This window comes from Escherichia sp. HH41S (genome assembly GCF_009820115.1).
Classification (GTDB): Bacteria; Pseudomonadota; Gammaproteobacteria; order Enterobacterales; family Enterobacteriaceae; genus Escherichia; species Escherichia coli_F.
In genome coordinates, this window is the sequence record NZ_VNXE01000119.1 from 188,897 (window position 1) to 203,362 (window position 14,466).

The window sequence follows — 14,466 nt, forward strand, 5'->3', positions numbered from 1 at the left end:
TACTATGTCTCGTAATACTGAAGCAACTGACGATGTCAAAACCTGGACCGGCGGCCCGCTGAATTATAAAGAAGGATTCTTCACCCAGTTAGCCACCGATGAGCTGGCAAAGGGGATAAACGAAGAGGTGGTGCGCGCAATTTCGGCGAAGCGTAATGAGCCGGAGTGGATGCTGGAATTTCGTCTCAACGCCTATCGCGCATGGCTGGAGATGGAAGAACCGCACTGGCTGAAAGCGCACTACGACAAGCTGAATTATCAGGATTACAGCTACTACTCAGCACCATCGTGCGGTAATTGTGACGACAACTGCGCGTCTGAACCCGGCGCGGTGCAGCAAACTGGCGCGAACGCCTTTTTAAGTAAAGAGGTGGAGGCGGCGTTTGAGCAGTTGGGCGTTCCCGTGCGGGAAGGCAAAGAGGTGGCGGTGGATGCCATTTTCGACTCTGTTTCGGTTGCCACCACTTATCGCGAAAAACTGGCGGAGCAGGGAATTATTTTTTGCTCCTTTGGCGAGGCGATCCACGATCACCCGGAACTGGTGCGTAAATATCTCGGCACCGTGGTGCCGGGGAATGACAACTTCTTTGCCGCGCTTAATGCGGCGGTAGCCTCTGACGGTACGTTTATTTATGTGCCTAAAGGCGTGCGCTGCCCGATGGAACTTTCCACCTATTTTCGCATTAACGCGGAAAAAACCGGGCAGTTTGAGCGCACCATTCTGGTGGCCGACGAAGACAGCTACGTCAGCTACATTGAAGGCTGTTCCGCTCCGGTGCGTGACAGCTATCAGTTACACGCGGCGGTGGTGGAAGTCATCATCCATAAAAACGCCGAGGTGAAATATTCCACGGTACAAAACTGGTTCCCTGGCGATAACAACACCGGCGGTATTCTCAATTTCGTCACCAAGCGTGCTTTGTGCGAAGGCGAAAACAGCAAAATGTCATGGACGCAATCAGAAACCGGGTCAGCGATTACGTGGAAATATCCCAGCTGCATTTTGCGCGGCGATAACTCCATTGGTGAGTTTTACTCGGTGGCACTGACCAGCGGTCATCAGCAAGCGGATACCGGCACCAAGATGATCCACATCGGTAAAAACACCAAATCGACCATTATCTCGAAAGGGATCTCTGCCGGACATAGTCAGAACAGTTATCGCGGCTTAGTGAAAATCATGCCGACGGCAACCAATGCGCGCAATTTCACTCAGTGCGACTCAATGCTGATTGGCGCTAATTGTGGGGCGCATACCTTCCCGTATGTCGAATGTCGCAATAACAGCGCACAACTGGAGCACGAGGCAACGACATCACGTATTGGTGAAGATCAACTGTTTTACTGCCTGCAACGCGGGATCAGCGAAGAAGACGCCATCTCGATGATTGTTAACGGTTTCTGCAAAGACGTGTTCTCAGAACTGCCGCTGGAATTTGCCGTTGAAGCACAAAAACTCCTCGCCATCAGTCTTGAACACAGCGTCGGATAAGGAATAAACATGTTAAGTATTAAAGATTTACACGTCAGCGTGGAAGATAAAACTATCCTGCGCGGATTAAGCCTCGACGTTCGTCCCGGCGAAGTTCACGCCATTATGGGACCCAATGGTTCGGGGAAAAGTACCTTATCGGCAACGCTTGCCGGACGCGAAGATTATGAAGTGACGGCTGGCACGGTTGAGTTTAAAGGCAAAGATTTGCTTGCGCTGTCGCCGGAAGAACGTGCAGGCGAAGGCATCTTTATGGCCTTCCAGTATCCGGTGGAAATACCCGGCGTCAGTAACCAGTTTTTCCTGCAAACGGCACTTAATGCGGTACGCAGCTATCGCGGCCAGGAAACGCTCGACCGCTTTGATTTTCAGGATTTGATGGAAGAGAAAATCGCTCTTCTGAAAATGCCGGAAGATTTATTAACGCGTTCGGTAAACGTTGGTTTTTCCGGCGGCGAGAAAAAGCGCAACGATATTTTGCAAATGGCGGTGCTGGAACCGGAGTTATGCATTCTTGATGAGTCGGACTCCGGGCTGGATATTGACGCATTAAAAGTGGTTGCCGATGGCGTGAACTCGCTGCGTGACGGCAAGCGTTCATTCATCATTGTTACGCACTACCAACGCATTCTCGACTACATCAAGCCTGATTACGTCCATGTGCTGTATCAGGGACGAATTGTGAAATCCGGCGATTTCACATTGGTCAAACAACTGGAGGAGCAGGGTTATGGCTGGCTTACCGAACAGCAGTAACGTGCTGCAACAGTGGCATCATTTGTTTGAAGCCGAGGGTGCAAAACGCTCCCCGCAAGCACAGCAGCATTTACAACAATTGCTGCGTACCGGACTGCCGACACGTAAACATGAAAACTGGAAATATACGCCGCTGGAAGGGCTGACCAATAGCCAGTTTGTCAGCATTGCGGGAGAGATATCCCCACAGCAGCGTGATGCCTTAGCGTTAACATTAGACGCTGTGCGGCTGGTTTATGTTGATGGACGCTACGTGCCAGAACTTAGCGATACAACTGAAGGCAGCGGGTATGAAGTGAGCATTAACGACGACCGTCAGGGATTGCCCGATGCTATTCAGGCGGAAGTATTTCTCCATCTGACGGAAAGCCTGGCGCAAAGCGTGACGCATATCGCCGTGAAGCGCGGTCAACGACCGGCAAAGCCATTGCTGTTAATGCATATTACCCAGGGCGTGGCAGGTGAAGAGGTGAACACTGCCCATTACCGACATCATCTGGATCTGGCGGAAGGTGCCGAAGCGACGGTGATCGAACATTTTGTCAGCCTTAATGATGCTCGTCATTTCACCGGAGCGCGCTTTACCATCAATGTCGCAGCGAACGCGCACTTGCAGCATATCAAGCTGGCGTTTGAAAACCCGGTCAGTCACCACTTTGCCCATAACGATTTATTGCTGGCTGACGATGCTACCGCATTTAGCCACAGTTTCCTGCTTGGTGGCGCAGTGTTACGACACAACACCAGTACGCAACTCAATGGCGAAAACAGCACGCTGCGGATCAATAGTCTGGTGATGCCGGTGAAAAACGAGGTGTGTGATACCCGTACCTGGCTGGAACACAATAAAGGTTTTTGTAACAGCCGACAGTTGCACAAAACTATCGTCAGCGACAAAGGCCGCGCGGTATTTAACGGTTTGATCAACGTCGCGCAGCACGCCATCAAAACGGATGGTCAGATGACCAACAATAATCTGCTGATGGGCAAACTGGCAGAAGTGGATACGAAACCGCAGCTGGAAATCTATGCAGATGATGTGAAATGCAGCCACGGCGCGACGGTGGGGCGTATTGATGATGAACAGATGTTCTATCTGCGCTCGCGTGGGATCAATCAGCAGGATGCCCAGCAGATGATCATTTACGCCTTTGCTGCCGAACTGACGGAAGCACTGCGTGATGAGGGGCTTAAACAGCAGGTGCTGGCCCGAATCGGTCAACGACTGCCAGGAGGTGCAAGATGACTTTTTCCGTCGACAAAGTGCGGGCCGACTTTCCGGTGCTTTCTCGTGAGGTAAACGGTTTGCCGCTGGCTTATCTCGACAGCGCTGCCAGTGCGCAAAAACCGAGCCAGGTGATTGATGCCGAAGCGGAGTTTTATCGTCATGGTTACGCGGCGGTGCATCGCGGTATTCATACCTTAAGCGCCCAGGCGACCGAGAAAATGGAGAACGTGCGCAAGCGTGCTTCGCTGTTTATCAATGCCCGTTCCGCGGAAGAATTGGTGTTTGTCCGCGGTACCACGGAAGGCATTAACCTGGTCGCCAATAGCTGGGGCAACAGCAACGTGCGAGCGGGCGATAACATCATCATCAGCCAGATGGAGCACCACGCTAACATTGTTCCCTGGCAAATGCTTTGCGCGCGAGTGGGTGCAGAGCTGCGTGTGATTCCTCTCAACCCCGACGGTACGTTGCAGCTGGAGATACTGCCTAATCTGTTCGATGAGAAAACTCGCCTGCTGGCAATTACCCATGTCTCCAACGTGCTTGGGACAGAAAATCCGCTGGCCGAGATGATCACCCTTGCACACCAACATGGCGCAAAAGTACTGGTGGATGGCGCTCAGGCGGTGATGCATCATCCGGTGGACGTTCAGGCGCTGGATTGCGATTTTTACGTGTTCTCCGGGCATAAACTGTATGGCCCCACTGGAATTGGCATTCTTTATGTCAAAGAAGCCTTGTTGCAGGAGATGCCGCCGTGGGAAGGGGGCGGTTCTATGATCGCCACCGTCAGCCTGAGTGAAGGGACTACCTGGACTAAAGCACCGTGGCGGTTTGAAGCCGGCACACCCAATACCGGAGGCATCATTGGTCTTGGCGCGGCACTCGAGTATGTTTCGGGGCTGGGGCTTAATAATATAGCCGAGTATGAACAGAATCTGATGCACTACGCGCTATCACAGCTGGAATCTGTACCGGATCTCACTCTCTATGGTCCCCAGAACAGACTTGGCGTTATTGCTTTTAATCTTGGTAAACACCACGCCTATGATGTTGGCAGTTTTCTCGATAACTACGGCATTGCTGTGCGTACCGGACATCACTGCGCTATGCCATTAATGGCCTATTACAACGTCCCTGCTATGTGTCGGGCGTCGCTGGCCATGTATAACACCCATGAAGAAGTTGATCGTCTGGTGACCGGATTGCAACGTATTCATCGTTTGCTGGGATAACAGGGAGGCACTATGGCTGTATTGCCGGATAAAGAAAAATTGCTGCGTAATTTTTTACGCTGCGCCAATTGGGAAGAGAAATATCTCTACATTATTGAGCTGGGCCAGCGTCTGCCAGAATTACACGACGAAGACAGAAGCCCGCAAAATAGCATCCAGGGCTGCCAGAGTCAGGTATGGATTGTGATGCGTCAAAATGCGCAGGGAATTATTGAATTACAGGGCGACAGCGATGCGGCCATTGTGAAAGGGCTTATTGCGGTCGTCTTTATTCTTTACGATCAAATGACACCGCAGGATATTGTCAATTTCGATGTGCGCCCGTGGTTTGAAAAAATGGCGCTCACCCAACATCTCACCCCATCACGCTCACAAGGTCTGGAAGCGATGATTCGCGCAATTCGCGCCAAAGCCGCTGCACTTAGCTAAACTAAAGGGACAGCTTTCATCCGGTGGACTCACATTGCCGGGTGGTCAATGTTTACACTGGCCTGCACAGGAGTGTTTTGGTTTCAGGTGAACATAAGCGCCATCCGACGTTTCAGCGTGAGTCTCCGGCAAATACAGGAGGTTTACAATGAAACGCGCGTCTTTGCTTACACTCACGCTTATCGGCGCTTTTAGCGCCATTCAGGCTGCCTGGGCGGTTGATTATCCGCTACCACCAACCGGAAGCCGACTGGTTGGGCAAAATCAAACGTATACGGTGCAAGAAGGGGATAAAAACCTTCAGGCCATCGCCCGACGTTTTGATACTGCGGCAATGTTGATACTTGAAGCCAATAACACTATCGCTCCGGTGCCAAAACCCGGTACGACGATAACTATTCCTTCGCAACTGTTATTGCCTGATGCGCCGCGTCAGGGGATTATCGTTAACCTTGCAGAGCTGCGCCTTTATTATTATCCGCCGGGAGAAAATATCGTGCAGGTCTATCCGATAGGTATTGGATTGCAGGGACTGGAAACGCCAGTGATGGAAACGCGTGTGGGGCAGAAAATCCCTAACCCAACCTGGACGCCTACGGCGGGCATTCGTCAGCGTTCGCTGGAGCGTGGCATTAAATTACCGCCAGTCGTCCCTGCCGGGCCAAATAACCCGCTAGGACGTTATGCACTGCGCCTCGCGCATGGTAATGGCGAATACCTCATTCATGGAACCAGTGCGCCGGACAGCGTCGGTTTGCGCGTCAGTTCAGGGTGTATTCGCATGAATGCACCGGATATTAAAGCCTTGTTCTCCAGCGTGCGGACGGGAACGCCGGTGAAAGTGATCAACGAACCGGTGAAATATTCCGTGGAACCGAACGGGATGCGTTATGTGGAAGTACATCGACCACTATCAGCAGAAGAACAGCAGAACGTTCAGACAATGCCTTACACACTGCCAGCAGGCTTCACGCAATTTAAAGATAATAAGGCTGTAGACCAGAAGTTAGTCGATAAAGCGTTGTATCGTCGGGCAGGGTATCCAGTTGCCGTGAGCACTGGCGCAACGCCTGTAGCCAGCAATGCGCCTTCAGTAGAGTCAGCGCAGAATGGTGAACCAGAACAAGGGAATATGTTACGCGCGACGCAGTAGCGGTAAATGGCAGGCAAAAAAAATGGCGCACAATGTGCGCCATTTTTCACTTCACAGGTACTATTACTTGCGGTATTTAGTAGCCATGTTGTCCAGACGCTGGTTAGCACGAGCTGCGTCATCTTTAGCAGCCTGAACGTCGGAACGCATTGCGTTCACGTCGTTGCTCAGCTGGTCAACTTTAGCGTTCAGAGTCTGAACGTCAGAAGACAGCTGATCGATTTTAGCGTTGCTGGAGCAACCTGCCAGCAGAGTAGAACCCAGGATTACCGCGCCCAGTACCAGTTTAGTAGCTTTCATTATTAATACCCTCTAGATTGAGTTAATCTCCATGTAGCGTTACAAGTATTACACAAAGTTTTTTATGTTGAGAATATTTTTTTGATGGGAAGGCACTTATTTTTGATCGTTCGCTCAAAGAAGCATCGAACGCTGGGTTTTAGATAAAAAAATTGAGAGAAAACAGGATGCTTCCATCGGATTCATCTTAGATAAAGTGGGATTATATAGTGAAATCCGATTTGATTTTTTATTGCTTCTGGTTATCGATTAAATAAAAAAAGCGCCCATCAGGGCGCTTCGATATACAAATTAATTCACAAAAGCAATATTACAGGACGTGAACAGATGCGGTGTTAGTAGTGCCGCTCGGTACCAGTGCACCAGAAACCATAACTACGACGTCACCTTTGTGTGCCAGACCGCTCTGCAGAGCCAGTTCTTTACCCAGACGGTAGAAATCATCAGTAGAAGTGATTTCTTTAACCAGCTGCGGCACAACGCCTTTGCTCAGTACCAACTGATGAGCCGTTTTTTCGTTGGTGGTCAGTGCCAGGATGGTGGCATCCGGGAAGTATTTACGTACTGCACGAGCAGATTTACCGCCCTGGGTAGCAACCACGATCAGCGGAGCATCCAGTTTTTCAGCAGTTTCAACCGCGCCACGGCATACTGCTTCGGTAATGCGCAGTTTACGGTTGTCATTGTTGAACTCGAGACGGCTGTTCATAACGCGGTCGGTACGTTCGCAGATGGTCGCCATGATAGAAACTGCTTCCAACGGGTATTTACCTTTTGCGGATTCACCAGACAGCATTACTGCGTCAGTACCGTCGAGGATGGCGTTTGCAACGTCACCTGCTTCTGCGCGAGTCGGGCGTGGGTTTTTGATCATGGAATCCAGCATCTGGGTCGCAGTGATAACGACTTTACGTGCACGGATACATTTTTCGATCATCATCTTCTGGGCGAAGATAACTTCTTCTACCGGGATTTCTACACCCAGGTCGCCACGCGCAACCATGATGCCGTCAGAGGCTTCGAGGATTTCGTCGAAGTTGTTGAGGCCTTCCTGGTTTTCGATTTTGGAGATGATTTGGATGTTTTCACCACCGTGTGCTTTCAGATGTTCACGGATTTCGATAACGTCAGAACGCTTACGAATAAAGGAAGCAGCAACAAAGTCTACGCCTTGTTCGCAACCGAAGATCAGGTCTTGTTTGTCTTTTTCAGCCAGTGCTGGTAGGGCAATGGAAACACCCGGCAGGTTCACACCTTTGTTTTCGCCCAGGTCGCCGTTGTTCAGTACTTTACAGATAACTTTGTTACCTTCAATGGCGGTAACTTCCATACCGATCAGACCATCGTCAACCAGTACGGTGTTGCCAACAGACAGGTCGGTCGTGAAACCTTCATACGTTACCGCAACCATTTCGCTGTTGCCGATAACAGATTTATCAGTGGTGAAAGTAAAGGTCTGACCCGCTTTCAGAGAAACGTCGTTACCGCCTTCCAGTTTCATGGTGCGGATTTCTGGACCTTTGGTATCAAGCAGGATAGCGGCAGTTTTACCGGTTTTGCTCATCACGTTGCGCAGATTCTGAATGCGCTGACCGTGTTCTGCATAGTCACCATGAGAGAAGTTCAGACGCATAACGTTCATGCCAGCGTCCAGCATTTTAGCTAACATCTCTTCAGATTCGGTTTTCGGTCCGATGGTGCAAACAATTTTGGTCTTTTTCATGACAGTCTTAGTCTTTAAGTTGAGAAGGATGGGAGAAACTTGCTTTCTGGTCGCACTGCCGGAAAGCGAATTCGGTATTACGAAAGTGGTGGTGCCTCGCTCTAAGGATAGGTGACATCGAAAAAGCGTGCAGAGGAATGTGTGCTTGTGTCTCAGCCCAACGTGAGTGCCTGTTTTTGAGTCGTTGAGTTCTACAGTCCAAAGTGCTGAAACCATTCAAGAGTCAATTGGCGCGCATTATACGCTGAAATTAATCCAAAAGGAAAACAAAAACAGCGTTTCAAAAAATATACAACTCGTTAGACAATAAATTGTTATCAAAGATTTAACGTTCCAGGGAAAGGGTTACGCAAAAACCTCGTTGTTTGCGCAACGTCTGGTGCCTGGGTTGTCAGTGTGAGGATAAGTGAGAGTTCATCCGGTGTATAAATACATCATCGCTCAATTGCTACAGTGAAAATAATTTATCGCGTTATTTGTCTGATTTTGTTTGGTTTTTGTTTAATTGGTTAGATTGATATATGCTGATAGTTGGCATGATAAATAGGTATAAAGAATGGGAAACCGGACAAAAGAGGATGAACTGTACCGAGAAATGTGCAGAGTTGTCGGTAAAGTTGTGCTGGAAATGCGCGATCTGGGGCAGGAACCAAAGCATATTGTTATCGCAGGCGTATTACGTACAGCATTAGCCAATAAACGCATTCAGCGCAGTGAGCTGGAAAAGCAGGCGATGGAAACCGTCATTAACGCACTGGTTAAATGACCATTCAGGATGAGGCGGTAAGCTTCATCCTGATATTTTTAGTTCAGTTGCGAGTCAGTTAATTTTTGTAAATGACGACTTCTGAAATTATACGAATTTCGATATGTTTTTTAATTTATAGCGGCAATATTATTTTTATTTTCTGCTATGAATGTCACAAATAATTGTCGGATCAGTTAAATTCATTTCAAATGATAATAAATATCACTTCACTTATATTTTTTTTCTTTGTGTTTTTAATTGATAACGATCAATGTTAAGAGTTCGGAATAATCACATTATTTTTCCTCCTAACCATAAAGGATTAGTTTATCAGCGTTAAATCTTTTCTCATACACTATCGGGTTAGGGAAAATATCTGGTGTTGGGGACAGAGTCAGCAGCGTATTAGTTGAATGCTTAATATCAGGCTGCTGAATTGTCAGCACTGTGTTTGCGAAGAGGATGCGAAATAAATGAACCCGGTTGATCGTCCACTATTAGATATTGGCTTAACGCGATTAGAATTCTTGCGTATATCAGGAAAAGGCCTTGCTGGTCTAACAATTGCCCCTGCGTTACTTTCACTTTTGGGTTGCAAACAGGAAGATATTGATAGCGGCACAGTAGGGTTGATAAATACACCCAAAGGGGTGCTGGTGACCCAACGTGCGCGATGCACGGGTTGCCACCGCTGTGAAATCTCTTGTACCAACTTCAACGATGGCTCAGTAGGGACATTCTTCTCCCGTATCAAAATCCATCGCAATTATTTCTTTGGCGATAACGGGGTTGGCTCTGGTGGCGGCCTGTATGGCGATCTCAACTATACCGCGGACACCTGCCGTCAATGCAAAGAACCGCAATGCATGAATGTCTGCCCGATTGGTGCGATTACCTGGCAACAGGAAGAAGGCTGTATTACCGTCGATCATAAACGTTGTATTGGTTGTAGCGCCTGTACGACGGCATGCCCGTGGATGATGGCCACCGTAAATACCGAAAGTAAAAAATCCTCGAAATGTGTGTTATGCGGTGAATGCGCAAACGCCTGCCCAACAGGGGCGTTAAAAATTATCGAGTGGAAAGATATTACTGTGTGAATCTTGCAAAGGAAAAAATCATGGCTAACGGTTGGACAGGTAATATATTAAGAGTCAATCTCACGACAGGAAATATTACCCTCGAAGATTCCAGTAAGTTTAAAAGTTTTGTCGGTGGTATGGGCTTCGGCTACAAAATTATGTATGACGAAGTACCGCCAGGCACGAAACCTTTCGATGAAGCGAATAAATTAGTCTTTGCTACCGGCCCATTAACTGGATCTGGTGCCCCCTGCAGTTCTCGCGTAAATATCACCTCACTTTCTACTTTTACCAAAGGAAATTTAGTCGTCGATGCCCATATGGGGGGCTTTTTTGCAGCGCAAATGAAATTCGCTGGATACGACGTCATTATTATCGAAGGGAAAGCGAAAGCACCGGTATGGCTGAATATTAAAGATGACAAAGTTAGCCTGGAAAAAGCCGATTTCTTATGGGGAAAAGGGACGCGCGCAACTACGGAAGAGATTTGTCGATTGACCAGCCCTGAAACCTGTGTGGCGGCTATTGGTCAGGCTGGGGAAAACCTTGTTCCTCTCTCTGGCATGTTGAATAGCCGTAACCACAGCGGTGGTGCGGGAACTGGCGCAATAATGGGTTCGAAAAACCTGAAAGCGATTGCGGTTGAAGGGACGAAAGGGGTCAACATTGCCGATCATCAGGAGATGAAGCGTCTCAACGATTACATGATGACTGAACTTATCGGTGCGAATAACAACCATGTCGTGCCAAGTACGCCGCAATCGTGGGCAGAGTATTCAGATCCCAAATCACGTTGGACAGCACGTAAAGGGCTGTTTTGGGGCGCGGCTGAAGGTGGTCCGATTGAAACGGGGGAAATTCCGCCAGGCAATCAGAACACGGTCGGCTTTCGTACCTATAAATCCGTTTTTGACTTAGGTCCGGCGGCAGAGAAATACACAGTAAAAATGAGCGGCTGCCACTCTTGCCCGATCCGTTGTATGACCCAAATGAATATTCCTCGGGTGAAAGAGTTTGGCGTGCCCAGCACAGGTGGTAACACTTGTGTTGCAAACTTTGTCCATACCACCATCTTCCCGAACGGTCCGAAAGATTTTGAAGATAAAGACGATGGTCGTGTGATTGGTAACCTGGTTGGTTTGAATCTGTTCGATGACTACGGCCTATGGTGTAACTACGGTCAGCTGCATCGCGACTTTACCTATTGTTACAGCAAAGGGGTGTTCAAGCGTGTTCTGCCTGCTGAAGAGTATGCGGAAATTCGCTGGGATCAACTGGAAGCGGGTGACGTTAACTTCATTAAAGATTTTTACTACCGTCTGGCGCATCGTGTGGGTGAGCTGAGTCACCTGGCTGATGGTTCATATGCTATCGCAGAACGCTGGAATTTGGGTGAAGAGTACTGGGGCTACGCGAAAAATAAACTCTGGTCGCCGTTTGGCTATCCAGTTCACCACGCCAATGAAGCGTCAGCGCAGGTCGGCTCCATTGTTAACTGTATGTTCAACCGTGACTGCATGACGCATACCCATATCAACTTCATTGGTTCCGGTTTGCCATTGAAACTGCAACGTGAAGTGGCGAAAGAGCTTTTTGGTTCTGAAGATGCTTACGATGAAACCAAAAACTACACGCCAATCAATGACGCAAAAATTAAATATGCTAAGTGGTCGCTGTTGCGGGTCTGTTTGCATAACGCCGTCACCCTGTGCAACTGGGTCTGGCCAATGACCGTTTCGCCGCTGAAAAGCCGTAATTATCGGGGCGATCTGGCGCTTGAAGCCAAATTCTTCAAAGCGATCACTGGCGAAGATATGACTCAGGAAAAATTAGATTTAGCTGCAGAGCGTATCTTTACGTTGCATCGCGCCTACACGGTAAAACTGATGCAAACCAAAGATATGCGTAATGAACACGATCTTATCTGTTCCTGGGTATTCGACAAGGATCCGCAGATCCCGGTCTTTACTGAAGGTACTGACAAAATGGATCGTGACGATATGCATGCTTCGCTCACGATGTTCTACAAAGAAATGGGCTGGGACCCACAGCTTGGTTGTCCGACCCGCGAAACATTGCAGCGTCTGGGGCTGGAAGATATTGCCGCCGATCTGGCAGCACACAATCTACTGCCTGCGTAAGGAATGGGTGAGATGAACCATCAGGATGTCTTGCCGTTAGCGGAAGTCAGCGAAATTGACGAGGCGAAGCGGCAATGGTTGCAGGGGATGCGCCACCCCGTTGATACGGTAAGTGAAGACATCACAGAACCAGAACCTGCTGAAATCCTGGCAGAGTTCATTCGCCAGCATTCTGCGGCTGGGCAGTTGGTGGCGCGCGCCGTGTTTCTCTCGCCACCCTATTCGGTTGCAGAAGAGGAACTGTCAGTTTTGCTGGAAAACATTAAGCAGAACGGAGACTACGCGGATATCGCGTGTATGACGGGAAGCCAGGATGATTACTATTACTCAACGCAGGCCATGAGTGAAAACTACGCGGCGATGTCTTTGCAAGTTGTGGAGCAGGACATTTGTCGCGCTATTGCACACGCCGTTCGTTTTGAGTGCCAGACTTATCCTCGTCCTTACAAAGTCGCCATGCTGATGCAAGCGCCATATTACTTCCAGGAAGCGCAGATTGAAGCCGCGATCGCCGCGATGGATGTTGCACCTGAATATGCCGATATACGGCAGGTGGAGTCATCGACGGCGGTGTTGTACTTGTTTAGCGAGCGATTTATGACCTATGGCAAAGCTTATGGCTTATGCGAATGGTTCGAGGTAGAGCAGTTTCAGAACCCCTGAAATTTCAGGGAGATGTCATGGATAGGGTGGACAGTTGCAGCCACTGCATTAGGGGATAATCAGATGTCCTTCACTCGACGCAAATTTGTTCTGGGGATGGGAACAGTAATCTTTTTTACTGGTTCTGCGTCTTCTCTGTTAGCGAACACGAGGCAAGAAAAGGAAGTTCGGTATGCCATGATTCATGACGAGTCACGGTGCAATGGCTGTAATATTTGCGCCCGCGCATGCCGTAAAACTAACCACGTCCCCGCTCAGGGAAGCCGTTTATCGATAGCACACATACCGGTCACCGATAACGACAACGAAACGCAGTATCACTTTTTTCGCCAGTCATGCCAGCACTGTGAAGATGCTCCTTGCATCGACGTTTGCCCGACAGGGGCGTCGTGGCGTGATGAGCAGGGGATCGTGCGGGTAGAAAAATCGCAGTGCATCGGCTGCAGTTATTGCATTGGCGCTTGCCCGTACCAGGTTCGCTACCTTAATCCTGTCACTAAAGTGGCAGATAAATGTGATTTCTGCGCTGAGTCCCGACTAGCAAAAGGCTTTCCGCCCATTTGCGTTAGCGCCTGCCCGGAACATGCATTGATCTTTGGTCGCGAAGATAGCCCAGAAATTCAAGCGTGGTTGCAAGAAAATAAATATTATCAATATCAGCTACCTGGTGCCGGGAAACCGCATCTGTATCGCCGATTCGGTCAACATTTGATTAAAAAGGAAAATGTATGAACCCGTCGCAACATGCTGAACAGTTTCAGAGCCAGTTGGCGAACTATGTGCCACAGTTCACTCCCGAATTTTGGCCGGTGTGGTTGATCATTGCCGGGCTATTGCTGGTTGGGATGTGGTTGGTGCTGGGGCTGCATGCCTTGCTTCGTGCTCGTGGCGTGAAGAAATCAGCCACCGATCATGGTGAGAAGATTTATCTTTACAGCAAAGCGGTCAGATTATGGCACTGGTCGAATGCGTTACTCTTTGTATTGTTGCTGGCAAGTGGGCTGATAAATCACTTTGCGCTGGTGGGAGCAACTGCGGTTAAAAGTCTGGTTGCGGTGCATGAAGTTTGCGGATTTTTGTTACTGGCATGCTGGCTCGGCTTTGTTCTGATCAATGCCGTTGGGGGTAATGGTCACCACTATCGCATTCGTCGTCAGGGTTGGCTGGAGCGAGCGGCAAAACAAACGCGATTTTATTTGTTTGGCATTATGCAGGGGGAAGAACATCCTTTCCCGGCAACAACACAGTCTAAATTTAATCCCTTACAGCAGGTCGCCTATGTTGGTGTCATGTATGGATTGCTGCCGTTGTTACTATTGACGGGGCTGCTGTGTCTCTATCCGCAAGCCGTGGGAGATGTGTTTCCTGGCGTAAGATACTGGTTATTGCAGGCGCATTTTGCTCTGGCATTTATAAGCCTCTTTTTTATCTTCGGTCATCTTTATCTTTGCACCACGGGGCGTACGCCACACGAAACCTTTAAAAGCATGGTCGATGGCTATCACCGGCACTAACG

At 49.1% G+C, this 14,466-nt stretch carries 15 protein-coding genes; 12 read left to right on the forward strand and 3 right to left on the reverse strand.

Annotation, left to right across the window (positions count from 1 at the left end):
- Nucleotides 1–4: 4 nt before the first annotated feature.
- The 6 genes from sufB to ldtE all read left to right on the forward strand — a co-directional run bounded on the left by sufB (nucleotide 5) and on the right by ldtE (nucleotide 6,293).
- Nucleotides 5–1,492 carry a Fe-S cluster assembly protein SufB gene (gene sufB / locus FQZ95_RS22890; protein WP_001308677.1) on the forward strand — a complete coding sequence of 496 codons (1,488 nt, stop codon included), beginning with the start codon at nucleotides 5–7 and terminating at the stop codon, nucleotides 1,490–1,492.
- 9 nt (nucleotides 1,493–1,501) lie between these two features.
- Entirely contained in the window at nucleotides 1,502–2,248 is a 747-nt protein-coding gene (gene sufC / locus FQZ95_RS22895) for a Fe-S cluster assembly ATPase SufC (RefSeq protein ID WP_000948889.1), read from the forward strand.
- A complete protein-coding gene (sufD, locus tag FQZ95_RS22900) occupies nucleotides 2,223–3,494 on the forward strand; it encodes a Fe-S cluster assembly protein SufD (RefSeq protein WP_032184333.1) in 1,272 nt (423 codons plus the stop codon). The genes sufC and sufD overlap by 26 nt, the downstream gene beginning before the upstream one ends.
- The gene (sufS, locus tag FQZ95_RS22905; protein ID WP_000144553.1) at nucleotides 3,491–4,711 is read left to right on the forward strand and encodes a cysteine desulfurase SufS; all 1,221 of its coding nucleotides are present in this window, start codon (nucleotides 3,491–3,493) and stop codon (nucleotides 4,709–4,711) included. The genes sufD and sufS overlap by 4 nt, the downstream gene beginning before the upstream one ends.
- Nucleotides 4,712–4,723: 12 nt before the next feature.
- Entirely contained in the window at nucleotides 4,724–5,140 is a 417-nt protein-coding gene (gene sufE / locus FQZ95_RS22910; protein ID WP_000279727.1) for a cysteine desulfuration protein SufE, read from the forward strand.
- A gap of 148 nt (nucleotides 5,141–5,288) precedes the next feature.
- Nucleotides 5,289–6,293 (forward strand): L,D-transpeptidase LdtE, encoded by a 1,005-nt coding sequence (gene ldtE / locus FQZ95_RS22915; protein WP_160530730.1) that lies wholly within the window; start codon nucleotides 5,289–5,291, stop codon nucleotides 6,291–6,293.
- A 63-nt stretch (nucleotides 6,294–6,356) separates the two neighbouring features.
- Here ldtE and lpp read toward each other — a convergent pair whose 3' ends face one another.
- From lpp to ynhH, 3 genes are all read right to left on the reverse strand, one after another.
- Nucleotides 6,357–6,593 carry a murein lipoprotein Lpp gene (lpp, locus tag FQZ95_RS22920; protein ID WP_000648420.1) on the reverse strand — a complete coding sequence of 79 codons (237 nt, stop codon included), beginning with the start codon at nucleotides 6,591–6,593 and terminating at the stop codon, nucleotides 6,357–6,359.
- Between the two features lie 310 nt (nucleotides 6,594–6,903).
- Nucleotides 6,904–8,316, reverse strand: a complete 1,413-nt coding sequence (gene pykF / locus FQZ95_RS22925) for a pyruvate kinase PykF (protein ID WP_000751442.1) — start codon at nucleotides 8,314–8,316, stop codon at nucleotides 6,904–6,906.
- Nucleotides 8,317–8,323: 7 nt separating this feature from the next.
- Nucleotides 8,324–8,518 carry a protein YnhH gene (ynhH, locus tag FQZ95_RS26785; protein ID WP_248793860.1) on the reverse strand — a complete coding sequence of 65 codons (195 nt, stop codon included), beginning with the start codon at nucleotides 8,516–8,518 and terminating at the stop codon, nucleotides 8,324–8,326.
- A 354-nt stretch (nucleotides 8,519–8,872) separates the two neighbouring features.
- On the opposite strand from ynhH, the gene fumD reads away from it, so the two are divergent.
- From fumD to phsC, 6 genes are all read left to right on the forward strand, one after another.
- Nucleotides 8,873–9,082, forward strand: coding sequence for a fumarate hydratase FumD (gene fumD / locus FQZ95_RS22930; protein WP_000528342.1), 210 nt, complete (start codon nucleotides 8,873–8,875; stop codon nucleotides 9,080–9,082).
- Nucleotides 9,083–9,537: 455 nt separating this feature from the next.
- On the forward strand, nucleotides 9,538–10,164 hold the full coding sequence (locus FQZ95_RS22935) for a ferredoxin-like protein (RefSeq protein WP_001070227.1): 627 nt from the start codon (nucleotides 9,538–9,540) through the stop codon (nucleotides 10,162–10,164).
- Between the two features lie 20 nt (nucleotides 10,165–10,184).
- Nucleotides 10,185–12,287 carry an aldehyde ferredoxin oxidoreductase gene (locus FQZ95_RS22940; protein WP_105282126.1) on the forward strand — a complete coding sequence of 701 codons (2,103 nt, stop codon included), beginning with the start codon at nucleotides 10,185–10,187 and terminating at the stop codon, nucleotides 12,285–12,287.
- A gap of 12 nt (nucleotides 12,288–12,299) precedes the next feature.
- A complete protein-coding gene (locus FQZ95_RS22945) occupies nucleotides 12,300–12,950 on the forward strand; it encodes a YdhW family putative oxidoreductase system protein (RefSeq protein ID WP_024212173.1) in 651 nt (216 codons plus the stop codon).
- A 63-nt stretch (nucleotides 12,951–13,013) separates the two neighbouring features.
- The gene (locus tag FQZ95_RS22950; protein WP_001602609.1) at nucleotides 13,014–13,682 is read left to right on the forward strand and encodes a 4Fe-4S dicluster domain-containing protein; all 669 of its coding nucleotides are present in this window, start codon (nucleotides 13,014–13,016) and stop codon (nucleotides 13,680–13,682) included.
- Entirely contained in the window at nucleotides 13,679–14,464 is a 786-nt protein-coding gene (gene phsC / locus FQZ95_RS22955) for a thiosulfate reductase cytochrome B subunit (RefSeq protein ID WP_032303136.1), read from the forward strand. The genes FQZ95_RS22950 and phsC overlap by 4 nt, the downstream gene beginning before the upstream one ends.
- Nucleotides 14,465–14,466 lie beyond the last annotated feature (2 nt).

Bases quoted from the DNA above. Each gene is read 5' to 3' on its own strand.
- sufB (WP_001308677.1), top strand. From the start codon at position 5: ATGTCTCGTAATACTGAAGCAACTGACGATGTCAAAACCTGGACCGGC.
- sufC (WP_000948889.1), top strand. From the start codon at position 1,502: ATGTTAAGTATTAAAGATTTACACGTCAGCGTGGAAGATAAAACTATC.
- sufD (WP_032184333.1), top strand. From the start codon at position 2,223: ATGGCTGGCTTACCGAACAGCAGTAACGTGCTGCAACAGTGGCATCAT.
- sufS (WP_000144553.1), top strand. From the start codon at position 3,491: ATGACTTTTTCCGTCGACAAAGTGCGGGCCGACTTTCCGGTGCTTTCT.
- sufE (WP_000279727.1), top strand. From the start codon at position 4,724: ATGGCTGTATTGCCGGATAAAGAAAAATTGCTGCGTAATTTTTTACGC.
- ldtE (WP_160530730.1), top strand. From the start codon at position 5,289: ATGAAACGCGCGTCTTTGCTTACACTCACGCTTATCGGCGCTTTTAGC.
- lpp (WP_000648420.1), bottom strand. From the start codon at position 6,593: ATGAAAGCTACTAAACTGGTACTGGGCGCGGTAATCCTGGGTTCTACT.
- pykF (WP_000751442.1), bottom strand. From the start codon at position 8,316: ATGAAAAAGACCAAAATTGTTTGCACCATCGGACCGAAAACCGAATCT.
- fumD (WP_000528342.1), top strand. From the start codon at position 8,873: ATGGGAAACCGGACAAAAGAGGATGAACTGTACCGAGAAATGTGCAGA.
- FQZ95_RS22935 (WP_001070227.1), top strand. From the start codon at position 9,538: ATGAACCCGGTTGATCGTCCACTATTAGATATTGGCTTAACGCGATTA.
- FQZ95_RS22940 (WP_105282126.1), top strand. From the start codon at position 10,185: ATGGCTAACGGTTGGACAGGTAATATATTAAGAGTCAATCTCACGACA.
- FQZ95_RS22945 (WP_024212173.1), top strand. From the start codon at position 12,300: ATGAACCATCAGGATGTCTTGCCGTTAGCGGAAGTCAGCGAAATTGAC.
- FQZ95_RS22950 (WP_001602609.1), top strand. From the start codon at position 13,014: ATGTCCTTCACTCGACGCAAATTTGTTCTGGGGATGGGAACAGTAATC.
- phsC (WP_032303136.1), top strand. From the start codon at position 13,679: ATGAACCCGTCGCAACATGCTGAACAGTTTCAGAGCCAGTTGGCGAAC.